This is a genomic window from Streptomyces sp. NBC_00435 (assembly GCF_036014235.1).
Classification (GTDB): Bacteria; Actinomycetota; Actinomycetes; order Streptomycetales; family Streptomycetaceae; genus Streptomyces.
In genome coordinates, this window is sequence record NZ_CP107924.1 from 611975 (window position 1) to 624835 (window position 12861).

A 12861-nucleotide genomic window follows, 5' to 3' on the forward strand; every position below is an offset into this window, starting at 1 on the left:
GTGGCCTGTTGTCCCGGGCCCGTTATCCCCCGGGCCCCCGCAGCCAGGCGTCCGGCCCGGGGTCGCCGCCTTCGGCGCGGGACGCGAGCCGGTCGACGTAGTGCTGCCAGCCCTCGGCGTGGGCGACGCAGGCCTCCTCGGAGGGAAGGCCGCTGTGGACCAGGTGGAGCAGGGTGCCTTCGGCGACCGGCTCGAGGGTGATCTCCACCCTGGTGGAGCCGGCCGCCACGGGCACGGAGCCGGTCTCCCAGCCCCAGGTGAGGACGAGCCGCTCGGGCGGTTCGACGGCGAGGAAGCGGCCGGTGGCGATGTCCTCGCCGGTGACCCTGGTGCGGTACGAACCGCCGGGCTCGAAGGAGAACACGCCGTCGGCGCCCATCCAGGACAGCCACTTCTCGCGGTCGGTGAAGAACCCGAAGACGGTCTCGGGGCGGGCCTGGATGCGGCGCTCCAGTGTGACGGTGTCCGTAGGCGTCGCCATGGGGGTTCTCGCTCCGTTCGGCCTCTTCGGCTGCGACTGCCGGGAGACGGCCCCGGAGGAGACCTCGAAGCGGGCCGCGATCTTCATGCTAGTCCCGGCCCGGGTGACCGCGCCTCCTCACACGCCGCGGCCCCGGGGCCCGTCGTTCAGAGCCAGGGGAACTCCTCGGCGGCGTAGCGGTAGGCGCGGAAGACGGAGTTCTGGGCGCCGGCCGAGGACTCCAGGCCCACGCCCTCGCCGAAGGACCGGAACTGCGGGACCACGAACTCCCAGACCACGTCCCCGCCGGGGGTCACCTCGAAGAGCCGTCCGAAGGAGCCCTCGGCGATGAAGGTGTTCCCGTTGGGCAGCCGCTGGGCGCTCGACATGTACGGGCTGTAGAAGTTCTGCGGCGGGTTGTCCTCGTACGACCACACCTCCTTGCCGGTGCCCGGGTCGAGCTCCAGCACCCGCGAGTACGGAACGGACGTGGTGTCGCGGTAGGTGCCGTTGTCGAAGACCAGGATGTTCCCGCCCGCCAGCTCGTGCGGATGGTGCTGCTGCGCCAGGACATCGGGGCCGATGTGCCACAGTACGGACCCGTCGGCGCGGTCGACGGCCACGGTGGAGGACGCGCTGCGGAAGCCCACGACGATCGAGCCGTCGGCGCGTTCGTTGACGGTGTTGGCCATGGGCCAGTGCTCACGGGCGAAGTGGGCGTTGAGCGGGAACTCCTCGGGGTCCAGGTGCTCGATCGCGGCCCAGCGCCACACCTCCTCCCCCTCCCAGGTCAGCTCGTACACCACGTCCCCGTAGATCACCCCGCCCGGGGCCTCGGAACCGGGGATGCCGCCCTGGATGCGGGCCGCGTCGGCCGGGTCCAACGGTTCGACGACGGTGACGATGAGGTTGCCGTTGCGCAGGACCGAGGCGTCGTGGTGGTGGAAGGGGTGCCGGACCTCGCGCAGGACCGTGGAGTCGGGGGCCAGTTCCTGGAAGATGCCGCCGTGGTAGACGTCCCAGATGGGGAAGAGGGTCGGGCTGGTGGTGTCCTTGGCCGCGTAGAAGAGGTTGCCGCCGGGGAGCAGCTGCGCCTGCCGGCCGGGCGGATGCGGAGAGTTCCAGGTGTGGACGGGGCGCCCCTCGATGTCGACGAGGTGGATCTCGCCGGAGCTGGTGATGGGCGTGTAGAGGGTCAGGCCGCCGTAACTGCGGGCGGGGTCATGGGCGATCAGGCCGACGCCACGGCGGCGCAGGGTGTTCTGGTCGACGGTCACGGGGATCTCCTGTGTGGGTGCGGTGGATGGATGCGGCGGGTGCGGTCAGCGGACGGTGACGGCGGCCGGGTCCACGGCCGTCAGGGGTGCGGGGTGCAGGTGCCGCAGCAGCGCGGTGCGGTCGGCGGAGCCCGGCAGGCCCTGGGCGGCCTTCGCCCAGGCGGCCTCCTGCTCCAACTGGGTCAGCAGTTCGGGCGAGAGGGTCGCGCCGTAGCCGTAGCGGGGCTGGAAGGCGTCCACGTAGTCGGCCTGGAGCGCGCCCTTGGACTGGGCGAGTACGTCCTTGCGCGCGGCGGCCGGGTCGGCGCCGATCGCGCGCTGGGCCTTCAGCAGCGCCCGGAGCACGGCCTCCGTGGTCGCGTCGCTCGCCTTCGGACCCGCGACGAGCAGGGTCCGTGCCGTGTAGCCGGTGAAGGGGAGCTCGGCGTAGCGCTCCCCGAGGGCGGTGCGGGCGGCGCCGTAGAAGCTGGGGAAGGTGACCCCGGCGTCGACGTCCCCTCGGGCCAGTGCCGAAGTGACCTGGTTCGGGGCGAGGTTGACCACGGTCACGTCCGCGGCGGTCAGCTGCGCGGAGGCGAGCATCCGCGACAGCGCGTACTCGACGTTCGTGCCCTGCGGGACACCGACCTTGCGGCCCTTCAGTGCGGCGAAGCCGGTGATCTGCCGGTCGGTCCGGGTCAGCAGGCGCCAGTCGTCGAACCGGGAGAGGTCGGCGACGATGTGCACCTCGCGCCCGCCCAGTGCGGCCGTCACCGCGGGCAGGTCACCCACGACGCCGAGCTGCGCCTGTCCGCCGAGCACGGCGTTCAGCGCGTCCCGGCCCGTGGGCTGGGTGGTCACGGTGGCCTCGATGCCCTCGGCGGACCACAGGCCGCGTTCCTGGGCCACGTAGACGGGCGCCCCGCCGAGCTGGTCGCTCGCGGCGAGGGAGACCGCCGGGCGGCCGTCGACCGCGGGGCCGGATCCGGAGCCGGAGCCGGCGGTGCAGGCCGAGGTGAGCGCGCAGAGCAGGGCTGCCGCGAGCAGGGCGGTCGCCGCACGGGGTCTGAGCATGGGAGGGGGTCCTTCCAGGAACGGAGGTGGGGATGAGGATGGAGGTGGGGGTGGGAGTGAGGACGGGCGAGGGAGGCGGTGGGAGCTTCAGCCGACGCCGAGGTGGCCCGCGATCAGGGAGCGCAGGGCGGGGTCGGCCGGCCCGGTGGGCACGGTGTGGTCGGCCAGCACCCGCCCGGGCGTGCCGCCGAGGACGACGACCCGCTCGGCGAGGGCCAGCGCCTCGTCGATGTCGTGCGTGACGAACAGCACCGTGGTGCCGCGGCGCTGCCACAGTTCCCGCAGCAGGGTCTGCATCCGGGTCCGGGTCAGTGCGTCCAGCGCTCCGAACGGCTCGTCCATCAGCAGGACTTCGGGCTCCGCTGCCAGCGCCCGGGCCAGTGCGACGCGTTGCTGCATGCCGCCGGACAGCTGCGCCGGGTACTTCTCGGCCCCATCCGCCAGCCCAACCTCGGCCAGTGCCTCGAGGGCGCGCCGTCGGCGTTCCGGACGTGGCAGACCGAGCCGCTTGAGGGCGAATTCGACGTTGCCGCGGGCAGTGCGCCAGGGGAAGAGCGCGTAGTGCTGGAAGACCACGCCCCGCTCCGGGCCCGGCCCGCGCACGGGTGCGGAACCGGTCGTCACCCGGCCTTCGGTGGGCCGTGCGAATCCGGCCACCAGGTTGAGGATCGTGGACTTGCCGCAGCCGCTGGGTCCCAGCAGTGCCGTGAACGAGCCCGCCGGGAGCTCCAGATCGGTGCGCTCCAGCACCGGGGCGGCCCCGTAGCGGACCGACAGCCCCTCCAGTCGTACGTCCAGGCTCATGAGGTGCTCCAATGCACGAACCGGCGGCCGATCGCGGCCAGTACGAGGTCGACGGCCACTCCGAGCAGACCGAGCACGAGGAGTCCCGCGAACATCCGGTCCACCCGCAGGAACTGCCCGTCCACCTGGAGCCGGTACGCCAACCCGCTGTCGGCGCCGCCCAGTTCGGCCGCCACCAGGGCGAGCAGGGCCACCGAGGCCCCGTACCGCAGCGCGGCCAGCAGCGCGGGCGCGGCCGCCGGCAGCAGCACTTCGGTGAACCGCCGGTGCAGTGGCGCCCCCAGCGACCGGGCCGCCCGCAGGTGGGACACCGGGACCCGGGAGACCCCGTCGTGGACGTACAGCCAGACGGCGAGCAGTACGGCGTAGGCGATGAGCAGGCGCTTGGCGGTCTCGCCGATGCCGAACCAGGCGGTCGCGAGGGGCACGAGCGCTATGGCGGGGATCGGGCGCAGGAAGGAGACCACCGGGGTGACGGCGGCGGACAGCCCCGGCAGGTAGCCGGTGGCGAATCCCAGCGCGCTGCCGACGAGGGCGCCCAGTGCGAACCCCTGCCCGGCACGGACCAGGCTGGCGCCGAGATCGGCGGCCAGGATGCCGCTGCGGGCGCTGTCCACGAGCGCGGCCGCGGTTTCGGTGGGCGTGGGCAGCAGCCCCGGTGCCACCGCGCCGGACCGGGCGAGCAGGTACCACAGCGCGAGCACGGCGCCTGCCGCGCCCAGGGCCGGGCCGAGCCGGCCGGTGGCCCGGCCGGGCGGTGAGGGGGTGGCGGGCACGGGGCGGCTCCTCGTTCGGTTCCTCGACGTCTATAAGCGAGGTCAATAATTGACCACGCTTATGACGGGAGTGTTGCCGCAGTGCGAAACATCGCCGGAACCCCCGGCCCGTGATCCTTGATGAGGTACGTTCACCTGCATGTCTCGACCCGAACCCACGCCCGAGGCGATCGAGGTCGGACGGGTGATCCGGAGCTGCCGCAAACAGCACGGCGTCTCCATGGCTGTCCTCGCCACCCGCTCCGGCCTCTCACAGCCGTTCCTCAGCCAGCTCGAACGCGGCCTCGCCACCCCCAGCCTCAGCTCGATCTACCGGATCGCGGAAGCGCTGGACGTCACCCCGGGGACCTTCCTTCGGCCACCCGCGCGACCGGGTGCGGTCAGCCACGAGAGCGACCCGCAGGTGATCCGCGTGAACGAGGCCACGGGGCAGACCGCCCAGGTGCTCATCCCCGGCGGGCGCAGCGCGCTGATGGAGGCCTACGAGCACCACTTCGAGCCCGGCCGGGGCGAGCGCGGCTGGTTCGAGCACCCCGGCGAGGACTTCCTCTACGTCCTGGAGGGCGAGATCGTCCTGGAGCTCGAGGGCGAGGAACCACTGACCCTGCGCGCCGGGCAGAGCGCCCACCACCGGGGCGAAGTCCCGCACCGCTGCCGCCTGACGGGCCCGGTCGCCGCCCGCACCCTGCTGGTCATCGCGAGTGCCTGACCCGGGGCCCGACTACTGGTGGTCGGGTACGTACTTGTAGCCGACGCGGCGCACGGTGGTGATGCGGGACCGGTGCGCGGGGCCGAGCTTGCGGCGCAGCCTGGCCACGTGGACGTCGACCGTACGGCCGTCGCCGAAGTGACCGTACCCCCAGATGTCCGAGATGAGGGCGTCACGCGTGTGCACCGTGTACGGGTGGGCCACGAGGTGGGCCAGAAGGTCGAACTCCAGGTAGGTGAGCTCCAGTTCGCGTCCGTCGACCTCGACCAGCCGGCGTGCGCGGTCCACCCGGATGCCGTCGTCCGACGGAACGGGGGTGGGGGCGGGGGCGGGGGCGGCGGGCGCATCCACGCCGGGAGCCGGAAGCCCTCCCAGGTCGAGGGGACCGGGCTCCGGGCGCACCCCGTGCGCCCTCATCAGCGCCGCCGGGTCGACGTTCGCCGGGAGGAACACCAGGTAGCCGACGCGGCCGCCGTCGATCCCGTCGACGGGGACACCGGACGGACGGTCACCGACGAGCTGGAGGCGGAGGGCCGGGGAACGGCGAACGCCGGCGGGTGCGGATGCGGGTACGGGAAGTGCGGTGGTCACGGTGAGCCCCTTCGGCTGCGCGGAATGAGGTACGGATGCCGGGTGTTCGGCCATGACGGGGCAAGGGTCTCCGTGACGGATCCGACCGGGAGGGCCGGCACGCCGAACGCCGGGCGACCCCCCGCCGCTCGAGGGACCGGGGGCGCGGGGACAACGTGGCGCACAGAGTGGCGCGAGAGCCGGAGCACCGGAGCGCGTCGGGGAAATGCCCTGTCGGAGAGGCCCTAAACGGGTCGGCAGGCGGCGCTGGCCACGAGACGGAAGTCAACGTGCCTGCGGCGTACGAGCAACGGCTGCGACGGGGGCATGGTCACATCGTGAGGTGCGTGGCGCGCACTCGTCAACACTTCCCTACCGATTACATAGGAAATGCCGAACACGTCTCGAATCACGAGATGAAGCTGTCCATCATTCGGTCGCGCCCTTGCCGGGACGGTTACTTCGGGCAAGTATCCCTATCAATCCGATGGGAAAGGTGGGGATTCGGTCACGCGTGACCGGCCGATGCCACCCAACGACGTTCCGGAGTAGCCGACATGACCACCGCCGTCCCCCACGGCACCACTGTCCGCCCAACCGTCCCCCCAGCCCTCGCGACACTGTGCGGCACCCGGGCCTGCCGGTGACGGCCACGGCGACGACACCTGGCCCCGCCGACGAGCGGCGCCGCGCGCTCCTGCGTACCGCCCGCGACGTGGCGGACGACCTCGCCGCGGACGCCATCGCCCGCGATCAGGCCGGCAAGCCGCCGACCGACGAGACGGCCCGGCTGCGCGAGGCCGGCCTGCCCGCGGCCCTCACGCCGCCCGGGCCCGGGCGCGGGGCGCACTGGCGTACCGGATGCGCCGTCATCCGGGAGATCGCCGCGGCGGACAGTTCCGTCGGCGACCTGCTCGCCCGCCACTACGTGCACGCCTGGAGCGGACGCTTCTACGCGAGTCACGAGGACGCCACCGCCCTCGAGGAGGAGTCGGTGCGCGAGAGGTGGCTGTGGACCGGAGCGGTCCACGCGCCCTCCACCGACGACGGCGCCGACGGACCGGATCTGACGCTGAGGCCGCGCGCGAACGGCTACGTCCTGAACGGACGCCGGACCGTGGACACGGCGGTGGCCGCAGCCGACCAGATCGTGGTGGACGCCCACTGCGCCTCGACCGGTGACGTCCTGGTCGTACGGATTGCGTCCGGCGCCCGGGGGGTGACCGTCGAACCGGCCCACGACCGCCTCGGGCAGCGCGTCGCCGGCGCGGGCGAGGTCGTCCTGGACCGGGTCGCCATCGCACACGGGCAGGTACTGGGCCGCCGGCCGCACGACGAGGAGTCGACCACCCCCTTCACCGCGCTCGCGGAGCCCGCGCTCCGGCTCGCCCTGTGCCACGTCGGCCTCGGCATCGCCGAGGGCGCCCTGACCGAGGCCCGCGACCTCAGCAGGGGCGGCCGGGCGCACCTGCTGCCCGGCGAGGACCCGGACCTCTTCCTGACGTACGGGGAACTCGCCTCCGCCGCCCAGACGGCCACCGCCGTCGTCGGCCGGGCGACCGATGTGATGGGCCAGGCCCTGGACACGGGTGCGCACCTCGACGCGGAGGGAGCCGCCGGTGTCGCCGCCCTGGTCGCGACGGCCGAGACCGTGACGTCGAAGGCCGCCCTGCACATCAGCACCCGGGTGCTGGAACTCGCCGACGCCCCCGGTCTGGACCGGTTCTGGCGCAACGCCCGGGTCCTGACGGCCCACCGCCCGGCCGCGCACCGCCTGCGCTCCATCGGCGAGCACTACCTCAACGGCTCCCACCGCGCCGTGGTGGCGGCCTTCCACTGACACCGGGTGGCCGCCCGGCAACGGGCGGCCACCCGCGGCGGTCGCCGGCCGCCGTCGTGCGGGATAATGCCCGTATGCGGATCTCAGCCAGGGCGGACTACGCGGTACGTGCCGCACTGCAGCTTGCCGCGTCGCAGGACGACGGGCCCCTGAAGGCCGAAGCCATCGCCGACGCCCAGGACATCCCGCACAAGTTCCTCGAGGGCATCCTGAACGACATGCGCCGGGGCGGTCTCGTGCTCAGCCAGCGCGGCGGCAACGGCGGCTACCGGCTGGCCAGGCCCGCCCGGTCCATCAGCATCGCAGATGTCATCCGCGTCGTGGACGGACCGCTCGTCTCGGTGCGCGGGGTCCGCCCGCCGGACCTGTCCTACACCGGCCCCGCCCAGTCACTGCTGCCCCTGTGGATCGCCCTGCGGGCCAACGTGCGCGAGATCCTCGACGGCGTGTCGCTCGCCGACGTCGCGTCCTGCGAGCTGCCCGCCACCGTATCCGCGCTGGCCCATGCTCCTGACGCCTGGACCAATCCCTGATCTCCCGACCTCCTGACCCCATCCCCACCTGGGGTTTCTCACATCGCGAGAGCTGAGCGTCCACCATGTGGGCAACCTCTTGGGGCGGGTCTCACGGTCTGCCAATATGCCTACCAACCAGGTGGGAAAACTAGGAATTCCGGGAGGTGGCCGTGCGAACACCGCAGCACGCAGGCAGGACGCTGCCTCTGACCTCCCGTCGACACATCGACCTGGTTCGTACCTCCAGCGCCATCTGTCAGCCTGCCTGACAGCATTGGCGAGGCCTGGCCCCACGCTCGGAACACCGCTCGGAGCACTGTTCGGGGCCACCGCGCCGCCCGCAGGCCGCCGGGCCCCCGGCCCGCCTCGCCACCCGCACGCCTCCAAGCGACCGCGATCCCGCCGACGACGGCCGGGAGTGGGTGCCATGTGTGCCGATGGCTTTGCGTCGCCCGTCTCCGTACTCCCCCGAACACCATCCCGTGAAAGGACACCTCCGTGTCTGCCGCAAGACCGCTCACCGCCCTGCGCGCCATCGCCGTCACCGCCGCCCTTCCCCTGCTGCTCACCGCCTGCGGCTACGGTTCCGACGCCAAGAAGGACGACGCTCCCGCGAAGGAGAACGTCGCCGCCGACGCCGGCAAGAAGCTGTCGGCCTCCGAGGTCCGCATCGGCTACTTCCCGAACCTGACGCACGCCACCGCGCTCGTCGGTCTCCAGGAAGGCCTGATCGCCAAGGAACTGAACGGCACCACGATCAAGCCGCAGTCCTTCAACGCCGGCCCGTCCGAGATCGAAGCCCTCAACGGCGGCTCTCTCGACATCGGCTTCATCGGCCCCTCCCCGTCGATCAACGGCTACGTCAAGTCCAAGGGCTCCAACCTGCGGATCATCTCCGGCTCCGCCTCCGGCGGCGTCAAGCTGGTCGTGAACCCGGACAAGATCAAGACCCTGGACGACCTCAAGGGCAAGAAGATCGCCACCCCGCAGAAGGGGAACACCCAGGACGTGGCGTTCCTCAACTGGATCGGCACCAAGGGCTGGACGGTCGACCCCGAGTCCGGCAAGGGCGACGTCTCCGTGGTCCGCACCGACAACAAGGTCACCCCGGACGCCTTCAAGCAGGGCTCCATCGACGGCGCCTGGGTCCCCGAGCCCACCGCCTCCAAGCTCGTCTCCGACGGCGGCAAGGTCCTCCTCGACGAGACCGACCTGTGGCCCGACAAGAAGTTCGTCATCACGAACATCATCGTGTCGCAGAAGTTCCTCAAGGAGCACGCGGACGTCGTCGAGGCGGTGCTGCGCGGCACCGTGAAGACCAACGAGTGGATCAACGCCAACCAGGACAAGGCCAAGGCCTCCGCCAACGCGAAGCTGGCCGCCGAGGGGGGCAAGCCGCTCGACGCGAAGGTCATCGACCCGGCCTGGACCAGCATCCTGGTCACCGACGACCCGCTGGCCGGCACCCTGAAGACCGAGTCCGACTGGGCGGTCAAGGCCAAGCTCATCGAGCAGCCCGACCTCGCCGGCATCTACGACCTGACGCTCCTGAACAAGGTGCTCAAGGCCGCCGGCAAGCCCGAGGTCTCCGACGCCGGTCTCGGCGTCAAGTAACCGCACGGCTCGGCAATCACCTCAGGAGGGTGCGGACCACGGCGACCACGCCCGGTCCGCACCCTCCTGCGGGTTCAGGCCTCGTCGCCGAGTGGGCCGGGTGCGGGCGGGCGTGCGGGCCCCCGGCCCCCGGGCCGCTTCTCTCTTCCCGTTGTCGCCGGAGCGTGGCGGCAGCACGGCGGATCCGGCCGGCACGGGACTGCGCCCGGCGTGACGCGGACGTACGCTGATCAGGTCACCGGTTGCGGCGGGCCATGACGTTGGCCGGCGCCGTCCGGAGGCGTCCGGAGTGAGGTGATGCCCGATGTCCGCATCCCGGGCGGCCACGGCCGCGGCCCGTTGCGCGGCTGCCGGAACCGTCTGCCTGTGCGTCCTCGCCGGCGCGGGGGCTGCCGGGGCCGATGACAACGGCATCGCCGGCAAGAGCGCCCAGACCATCGCGGACGCCGCGCGCGCCGCCATGTCCGGGGCCACCTCCATGCGCATGGCGGCCAAGGTGACCAACGAGTCGGGCACCACCGCCCTGGACCTCCGGTTCGACGAGCGGGGCAATTGCGCCGGCAGCGTGACCCCTCCCGGCGGATCGGGCAAGGCCGACATCGTCAAACGCGGCAACGACGTGTGGATGAAGTTCGACGACGCCCTCCTCCGGTCCCAAGTACCGGGCGGCGCGGGCGAGGACGCGATCGCGCTGATCAACGGCCGCTACCTGCACGGCACTACGGGCAGCTTCCTGTTGCGCGACTTCGCCGACTTCTGCGACCTGGACTTCTTCAAGAAGGAGTTCTCCTCGAAGCCGGTGAGCGAACAGCTGACCAAGGGGCCGCGCACCACGGTCGACGGCCGTCCCGCCATTACGGTCACGAGTCGGGGCGACAGCGGGACGGGAACCTTCCAAGTCGCCACCGAGGGCAAGCCCTACCTGCTGCGGCTGCAGGGCGACGACGCGTCCGGCGAGCGGGTGGAGGCTTCCTTCTCCGCCTTCGACGAGCCCGTGACGGCCAAGGTCCCCGCGCCCGCCGATTCGGTCGACCTGTCCCAGCTCCAGTAGCGCTGGCCCGCGCTCACGCGCGGAGCGCGTGTCACGCCGCGTTCGGCGGAGCGACCAGGCTCCGCCTGATGTAGCGGGTGGTCCCGTCGGCGAGGATCCCGGTCTGGCCGACATGGCCCGCGGACCGGCCGACGCCGAGGCGCTGACGGCAACCGACTGCCCTGAAGCGGAATCCGCTCTTCGAGCGATACCTGACGCGCCCGCGTTACTCGCGGGTAGTCTGTCGGGCAGCTGGTTCGCCCCGTCCGCCGGACGGGACGCGCCGCAAGGGGGAACCCGGTGGAGAACCGGCGGGAATCCGGCTGGAAACGTGCGGCCGGACGTCACCGACGCCTGCCGACCGAATATCACGCCCCACCGCGACAACCAATGGCGCCCCGGTGCGTCTAGACCTGGTGGGGCGGACCGCGCTCCGGCCCCCGGACTCCGCTTCGTGGCACGTTCATCGGGGCCTCCGCGGCCGGCGCCCGCTCCTGACCCCGCCTGCCCCCGTTTCGAGAGGTCCTGCATCATGCCCCTGGTCGGTTCCGGCTTCAGTGTCCTGTCCGAGGACTTCGCCGCCGCCCCCCACCACCACTTCGCACGACTGCGGGAGCAGTCTCCGGTGCACTACGAGCCGTCGATCGACAGCTACTTCCTCTCCCGCTACGAGGACGTCAAGCGGGTCCTCACCGACCACGAGGCCTTCACCACCGAGACGCTCCAGGTGCGCGCAGAGCCGGTGATGCGCGGCCCGGTCCTCGCCCAGATGACCGGGGCCGAGCACACCGCCAAGCAGAAGATCTTCGTCCGCGGCTTCACGGGGCAGGCCCTGCGGGACCAGACGCGCGCCATCCACGCCAACGCCGCCGAGCTGATCGCCCCCTTCCTCCCAAAGGGGCGGGTGGACCTCGTCAATGACTTCGGCAAGCCGCTCGCCGTGCGCGCGACCCTCGACGTCCTCGGCCTGGACAAGCGGGACTGGCGGCAGGTGGCCGACTGGCACAGTGGGGTCACCGAGTTCATCACCAGCATCCGCCTCACTCCCGAGCGCCGCCGGCACTGCCTGGACCGGGCCGAGGAGTTGGAGGCCTATCTCGTCCCCGTCATCGAACACCGGCGCCGGCACCCGGGCGAGGACCTGATCTCGAAGCTGTGCACCGCCGAGTTCGACGGCGCCGACATGAGCAACAGCGAGGTCACCGCGCTGGTCGTCAACGTCCTCGTCGCCGCGACCGAGCCCGCGGACAAGACGCTGGCCCTGCTCTTCAAGCATCTGATCGACCACCCCGGGCAGCTTGCCCGGGTTCGACAGGACCCGGCCCTGCTGCCCGCCGCGATCGCCGAGACCCTGCGCTACACCCCGCCCGTCCAGCTCATCCCCCGCCAGGCGGAACGGGCGGCCGTGTTCGCCGGCGCCACGGTCCCGGCCGGCGCCACGGTCTTCTGCATGATCGGCGCGGCCAACCGCGATCCGGGCGTCTTCGCCGCCCCGGACACCTTCGACATCGACCGCGACGACCTGGGCACCGCCCGCTCCTTCACCGCCGCCGCGCAGCACCTGGCCTTCGGTACCGGCCTCCACCAGTGCGTCGGTGCCGCCTTCGCCCGCGCGGAGATCGAGACCGTCGCCGCGCTGCTCCTGCCCCTGCTGGAGCAGGTCCGGTATACCCCCGGCTTCCGCTACCGGGAGACCGGCCTGTACACCCGCGGCCCCGCCTCCCTGTCCCTGGACTTCACCCCCGTCCACTGAGCCGGCGGCGCACGCCGCGGCTGACGCCCGCTCCCGTCCACCCCCGCACACGGAGAAGACAGCGATGACACCGACCGACATCACCCGGGCCATCAACGACCTGCTGTTCACCCCGGGCCTCGGCCTCGAAGAAGCCCTCGACCGGCACTTCGCCCCCGACTACCGCCAGCGCACCGACGGCGTCTGGAGCGACCGGGCGGATTTCACCCAGCACATGACGCGACTGCGTTCCCTGATCCTCAGCGGGCACGTGGAGGTCCACGACGAACTCCGCGACGGATCGCGCTACGCGGACCGCCACACCGTGACCGTCACCCAGCACAACGGCCGCACCTCCCGCACCGAGGTCTACCTCTTCGCCGAGCTGGCCCCCGACGGCCGCTTCCAGCGCGTGGAGGAGACCACCCTCCTGGTCACCGGCCACCCCGACGACGAGAACCTGGGACACGTGCGGTGACCC

General features: G+C 72.0%; 14 protein-coding genes. 8 read left to right on the forward strand and 6 right to left on the reverse strand.

The window, feature by feature from the left end; genetic code table 11:
• Nucleotides 1-22: 22 nt before the first annotated feature.
• The 5 genes from OG389_RS02740 to OG389_RS02760 form a co-directional block, all read right to left on the reverse strand.
• A complete protein-coding gene (locus tag OG389_RS02740) occupies nucleotides 23-568 on the reverse strand; it encodes an SRPBCC family protein (protein ID WP_328296829.1) in 546 nt (181 codons plus the stop codon).
• A 59-nt stretch (nucleotides 569-627) separates the two neighbouring features.
• A complete protein-coding gene (locus OG389_RS02745) occupies nucleotides 628-1737 on the reverse strand; it encodes an aryl-sulfate sulfotransferase (protein WP_328296830.1) in 1110 nt (369 codons plus the stop codon).
• A 45-nt stretch (nucleotides 1738-1782) separates the two neighbouring features.
• On the reverse strand, nucleotides 1783-2790 hold the full coding sequence (locus OG389_RS02750; RefSeq protein WP_328296831.1) for an ABC transporter substrate-binding protein: 1008 nt from the start codon (nucleotides 2788-2790) through the stop codon (nucleotides 1783-1785).
• Between the two features lie 87 nt (nucleotides 2791-2877).
• Nucleotides 2878-3594 (reverse strand): ABC transporter ATP-binding protein, encoded by a 717-nt coding sequence (locus tag OG389_RS02755; RefSeq protein WP_328296832.1) that lies wholly within the window; start codon nucleotides 3592-3594, stop codon nucleotides 2878-2880.
• The gene (locus OG389_RS02760; protein WP_328296833.1) at nucleotides 3591-4370 is read right to left on the reverse strand and encodes an ABC transporter permease; all 780 of its coding nucleotides are present in this window, start codon (nucleotides 4368-4370) and stop codon (nucleotides 3591-3593) included. Before OG389_RS02760 ends, OG389_RS02755 begins: the two co-directional genes overlap by 4 nt.
• A gap of 139 nt (nucleotides 4371-4509) precedes the next feature.
• On the opposite strand from OG389_RS02760, the gene OG389_RS02765 reads away from it, so the two are divergent.
• Nucleotides 4510-5079: a helix-turn-helix domain-containing protein gene (locus OG389_RS02765; RefSeq protein ID WP_328296834.1), complete on the forward strand. Its 570-nt coding sequence runs from the start codon at nucleotides 4510-4512 to the stop codon at nucleotides 5077-5079.
• Nucleotides 5080-5091: 12 nt separating this feature from the next.
• Here the strand turns inward: OG389_RS02765 and OG389_RS02770 are convergent, their stop codons facing one another.
• Entirely contained in the window at nucleotides 5092-5670 is a 579-nt protein-coding gene (locus OG389_RS02770) for a winged helix-turn-helix domain-containing protein (RefSeq protein WP_328296835.1), read from the reverse strand.
• Between the two features lie 622 nt (nucleotides 5671-6292).
• Between OG389_RS02770 and OG389_RS02775 the strand changes: the two genes are divergently transcribed.
• From OG389_RS02775 to OG389_RS02800, 7 genes are all read left to right on the forward strand, one after another.
• On the forward strand, nucleotides 6293-7489 hold the full coding sequence (locus tag OG389_RS02775) for an acyl-CoA dehydrogenase (RefSeq protein WP_328296836.1): 1197 nt from the start codon (nucleotides 6293-6295) through the stop codon (nucleotides 7487-7489).
• Nucleotides 7490-7563: 74 nt separating this feature from the next.
• Nucleotides 7564-8022 carry an RrF2 family transcriptional regulator gene (locus OG389_RS02780; RefSeq protein ID WP_328296837.1) on the forward strand — a complete coding sequence of 153 codons (459 nt, stop codon included), beginning with the start codon at nucleotides 7564-7566 and terminating at the stop codon, nucleotides 8020-8022.
• A gap of 152 nt (nucleotides 8023-8174) precedes the next feature.
• The gene (locus tag OG389_RS36700) at nucleotides 8175-8273 is read left to right on the forward strand and encodes a putative leader peptide (RefSeq protein ID WP_443059197.1); all 99 of its coding nucleotides are present in this window, start codon (nucleotides 8175-8177) and stop codon (nucleotides 8271-8273) included.
• A gap of 229 nt (nucleotides 8274-8502) precedes the next feature.
• Nucleotides 8503-9618 carry an ABC transporter substrate-binding protein gene (locus OG389_RS02785; RefSeq protein WP_328296838.1) on the forward strand — a complete coding sequence of 372 codons (1116 nt, stop codon included), beginning with the start codon at nucleotides 8503-8505 and terminating at the stop codon, nucleotides 9616-9618.
• A gap of 304 nt (nucleotides 9619-9922) precedes the next feature.
• Nucleotides 9923-10669, forward strand: coding sequence for a hypothetical protein (locus tag OG389_RS02790; protein WP_328296839.1), 747 nt, complete (start codon nucleotides 9923-9925; stop codon nucleotides 10667-10669).
• Between the two features lie 511 nt (nucleotides 10670-11180).
• Nucleotides 11181-12401 (forward strand): cytochrome P450, cyclodipeptide synthase-associated, encoded by a 1221-nt coding sequence (locus OG389_RS02795; RefSeq protein WP_328296840.1) that lies wholly within the window; start codon nucleotides 11181-11183, stop codon nucleotides 12399-12401.
• Nucleotides 12402-12465: 64 nt separating this feature from the next.
• Nucleotides 12466-12858 (forward strand): nuclear transport factor 2 family protein, encoded by a 393-nt coding sequence (locus OG389_RS02800; RefSeq protein WP_328296841.1) that lies wholly within the window; start codon nucleotides 12466-12468, stop codon nucleotides 12856-12858.
• The last annotated feature ends 3 nt before the right edge of the window (nucleotides 12859-12861 follow it).